Genomic DNA, 3047 nt, shown 5'->3' on the forward strand with positions numbered 1-3047 from the left:
GATAAACGAAGCAAAGTTGGATTACGCACCGCACCGTTATCAAAACCAGAGTTAATCTGTTTGGTAAAATCGTAGCCCAGGGTAAGGTCTTTAAAGAAATAATTACGACCTTCTATGCCACACTCAAAACGGTTAGACTGGCGGTCGGTAAACGTATCATTCGAATATTTAGTCAGGTTTTGCGAATAAGAGGTTTCTACCTCAAAATTAACAATATCTTTCAGGTCTACCCTAAATTCGAGTTCCTGGCGCCAGGCCATATTGCGTGCTTCTATTCTGCTGTTATCGGTAAAAGTAATGTTGTTGTTCAGTTGCCCAGAACCAGAATAACCAATGGTAAACTTTCGCTCTGGCGAGAGCGGTTTACTGATGTCGTAATCGCCCTGTAGGGTGTAATATCCATCTGTGTTAATGTAACTGGTAAGCTGATTAACAGTGCCTGGTACACGCTCTTTAGTGGTTACAATCCTATCGTTGGTGCGTTCGTACTTAAAATTGGCCATGATCACTTTTCCGGCGCTCCAATCGGCTTGTTTGTAATGGGCATTGATACTCTGGATAAACTCGGGCTTTAGATTAGGGTTACCCGTAACCACGTTCTGTAAGTTAGAATTGTCGGATATAGGTTGTAATTGTAAGAATCCAGGTTGGTTATTTCTGCCCCAATAATTTACATCCAGCGATTGCTGGTTAGAAAATTTATACGAGAACCGACCAGAGGGGATGAGGTTAAAAGTTACCATTAGCCACATCATAAGCATCTCTCGAATTATTTGTTGATGATCGGTTCCAGCTGTAGTTTACTTCTAAAAAGGTTTTTTTCCAAAGAGGCTCCATATATGATGCACCTACATTAAGGCCTAAATTCCGGCTATTCTGGTTGTTCAGCTGGTTTTGTAGCACCGAATCGGCTGCGTTAGTATGAATGTTGATGTATTTGTTGTACACATTCCCAAAATTTTCGCCATTGGTGTAATTGATGTTACCCCAGGAAGTCAGGTTCCGGCCTTTCTTCGAAAATTTATGGTTGTAAAATATATTGGTACGCGCATTCAGGTTATTCGAATTACTGAAATTATTGCTTTCTCTTCGCGTAAACAAGGTATCCTGGGTAATAAGCGAGCTACCCGTATTATTGCCGCTATTGGTATTGTAAGAAAAGTTTGGAGAAATTTTAAGGTAATTCATCGTATCTATTTTATACTCCAAATTACCGCCAAACCAATGGCTATAGTTATCGCTCTTACTGTTGTTTCGGGCATCTTCAAGTCTGCTCAACGGATTTTGCCCCGCATCTTGTAAAACACTTTGTGTATAGGTAGAACTAATGGTGTTGTTTTTATTGTTGTTGAAATTATATCCGGCATCTGCCGAGAGTTTGGTGTTAAACTCATTTTTATAGTTAAGTCCGGCAACATTTCTGGTTGTAATGCCATCGCCGCCACCACCACGCATATTGGCATTTGCCGAAGTGCCATCGAATGAAATCTGCTGTTCACCCTTCATGCTATTTCCCCGTATATTGGTATTATAGCGATCGGCGTTGCCCAAACCTGCAGAGGCCCTGGCAAAATAACCTTTCTTTTTATCTTCTTCAATGGTCAGGTTCAGCACCTTTTCCGGCTCGCCCGTTTTAATGCCTGTAAGTTTGGCCTGATCGCCATAATCATCGATGAACTGAAGGTTTTTGATAATATCGGCAGGAAGATTTTTAATGGCTGTGGCTACATCTGTTCCGAAGAAATCTTTACCGTTAACACGTATTTTGGTTACAGGCGAACCCTGACTGGTTACATTCCCATCCTTATCCACCTTAATACCGGGTAGTTTTTTCAGTACTTCGTCAACAGCATCGCCATCTCTAACAGGAAAGGCTTTGGCGCTAAAACTCACGGTATCTTCGGTTACTTTAACAGGAGGAACACCCGAGATCACTACGCCCTCTAATGTGTTCGATGATGGTTTAAGTTTGATATCGGTGATGTTTAAAATACTACCCTTTTCGATCTGATACTGTTTAATAAATGTATCGAAGCCTATAAAAGCTGCTGATAAGGTAAACTGTTTAGATTTAATTTTATCCAATGCAAATGTACCATCATTATTGGCAGAGGTGCCTATACTGTCGGCGCCGAATTTAATCCTGACTACCGCACCGGGTAGTGGTAAGCCTGCAGTATCTAACACTATACCCTTCACGGTATAATTTTGTGCGTTACTGTTTGTGAAAATACCTGCAAAGAGCAGGAGTAGCAAAATCGATTTAGTAAAAGCCCTCATGAATTTATTTGTGTGTGGCATAAAAGTACGGAGCAGCGCGTTAACCCTGTTCAGCGTAATCAACATGTTACTGATTTTGGCTATTTTAGCTATTGATGTGATGGTTTTTTGCTGCCTTCCTCTTGGGTATCAGGCCGAATGGCAGACGTAAGTTGGTAGGAGATGGTATTTAAGATTGAGCTACCACTCATCAGGTATTTTATTTTGTATGTGCCTTCAGTACCACATTCCGGCCAAGGGTTTTAAACCTCACGGCATTGTCTTGTTCTACAGTAATGGTAATGTGGCCTGTTTTACTCGTGTTTATATCGCTTACCTTGCCAGACTTACCGATATGCGTTCCTTTAACCACAACGCAGTAGTCGCCATCTTTTAAATTTGTTGTTTCCATTTTAGTTTTTACAGGCCTGAGTTTGTTTCTGAACCCCGTAATTTTATTTCAGTATTTAATTGACTTAATTTAATTGCAACGGGTAACCAAGCGAGCATACAGCCTGGAATAACGGCAAGTAGCACAAAGTTTTGTTTTTTAACAATCAGATATAAAAGTRCACTAAACAGAAACAACATCACAATAGCACTTCCAATTAACAGGCCGCTCAATTGTTTTTTCTGTTTGTTTAATTCGGTTAGGCTAAGTTCGGATAGTTTGTTGTTTTTCATAGTGGAACAGTTAAGCTTCTAAGTAAAATTATTAAATTTTTAATGTTTTTAAAACCCTGAATGATTAAAGATGTAAAATGCTGGTTATCCAGTCTCATTTAAGC

At 40.0% G+C, this 3047-nt stretch carries 4 protein-coding genes; all 4 read right to left on the reverse strand.

What is annotated here, in order from left to right; translation table 11 throughout:
* On the reverse strand, positions 1 to 743 hold a 743-nt coding region (locus AC1DND_RS25605; protein WP_477585368.1), incomplete at its 3' end, for an outer membrane beta-barrel protein.
* On the reverse strand, positions 730 to 2346 hold the full coding sequence (locus tag AC1DND_RS25610; protein WP_477585370.1) for a carboxypeptidase-like regulatory domain-containing protein: 1617 nt from the start codon (positions 2344 to 2346) through the stop codon (positions 730 to 732). The genes AC1DND_RS25605 and AC1DND_RS25610, both read right to left, overlap by 14 nt.
* 133 nt (positions 2347 to 2479) lie before the next feature.
* Positions 2480 to 2671: an RNA-binding protein gene (locus AC1DND_RS25615; protein WP_029279221.1), complete on the reverse strand. Its 192-nt coding sequence runs from the start codon at positions 2669 to 2671 to the stop codon at positions 2480 to 2482.
* An 8-nt stretch (positions 2672 to 2679) separates the two neighbouring features.
* Complete coding sequence (locus AC1DND_RS25620; protein WP_477585373.1) at positions 2680 to 2943, reverse strand: hypothetical protein; 264 nt, start codon at positions 2941 to 2943, stop codon at positions 2680 to 2682.
* Positions 2944 to 3047: the final 104 nt, after the last annotated feature.

It is taken from the genome of Pedobacter sp. 01N416 (assembly GCF_056399685.1).

What these genes read in the sequence shown, in the direction of transcription:
- AC1DND_RS25610 (WP_477585370.1), bottom strand. Translation starts at nt 2,346, where the DNA reads ATGTTGATTACGCTGAACAGGGTTAACGCGCTGCTCCGTACTTTTATG.
- AC1DND_RS25615 (WP_029279221.1), bottom strand. Translation starts at nt 2,671, where the DNA reads ATGGAAACAACAAATTTAAAAGATGGCGACTACTGCGTTGTGGTTAAA.